Genomic DNA, 379 nt, shown 5'->3' on the forward strand with positions numbered 1-379 from the left:
TTATAGTATCGTTTGCTTTCCAAGAATAATCAAAAAGCATAGAGTCTTTATTAGCTTTAGAAAAAAGAGGTTGGTATTTTTTTATTGTTTTTTCTTGCTTTTTTGTAACTATAACACCGTTTTTAGCTAGCGCAATTACAGGGGTTATAATGTCTTTAAATGGCAAAGAGCCAAGTTTTTCATGAATTTCAAAAACCCCCGAAATAGTACCTGGAACTCCCACAGCCATAGCGCCTAAAGTACTTTTGTCTGGAATTACATTGCCATTTTTGTCTAGATACATATTTGGTGTAGCTGCCATTGGTGCTTTTTCTCTAAAATCTATAGACCCTATATCTCCGTTTGCTTTTCTGTATACCATAAAACCACCTCCGCCAAT

The 379-nt window shown here is 34.8% G+C and carries 1 protein-coding gene; it reads right to left on the bottom strand.

Going from position 1 to position 379, the window contains the following annotated elements:
• On the bottom strand, positions 1-379 hold a 379-nt coding region (locus LG649_RS15950; RefSeq protein ID WP_226544811.1), incomplete at both ends, for a gamma-glutamyltransferase.

The sequence above is a fragment of the Neotamlana laminarinivorans genome (assembly GCF_020523925.1).
Taxonomy (GTDB): domain Bacteria; phylum Bacteroidota; class Bacteroidia; order Flavobacteriales; family Flavobacteriaceae; genus Neotamlana; species Neotamlana laminarinivorans.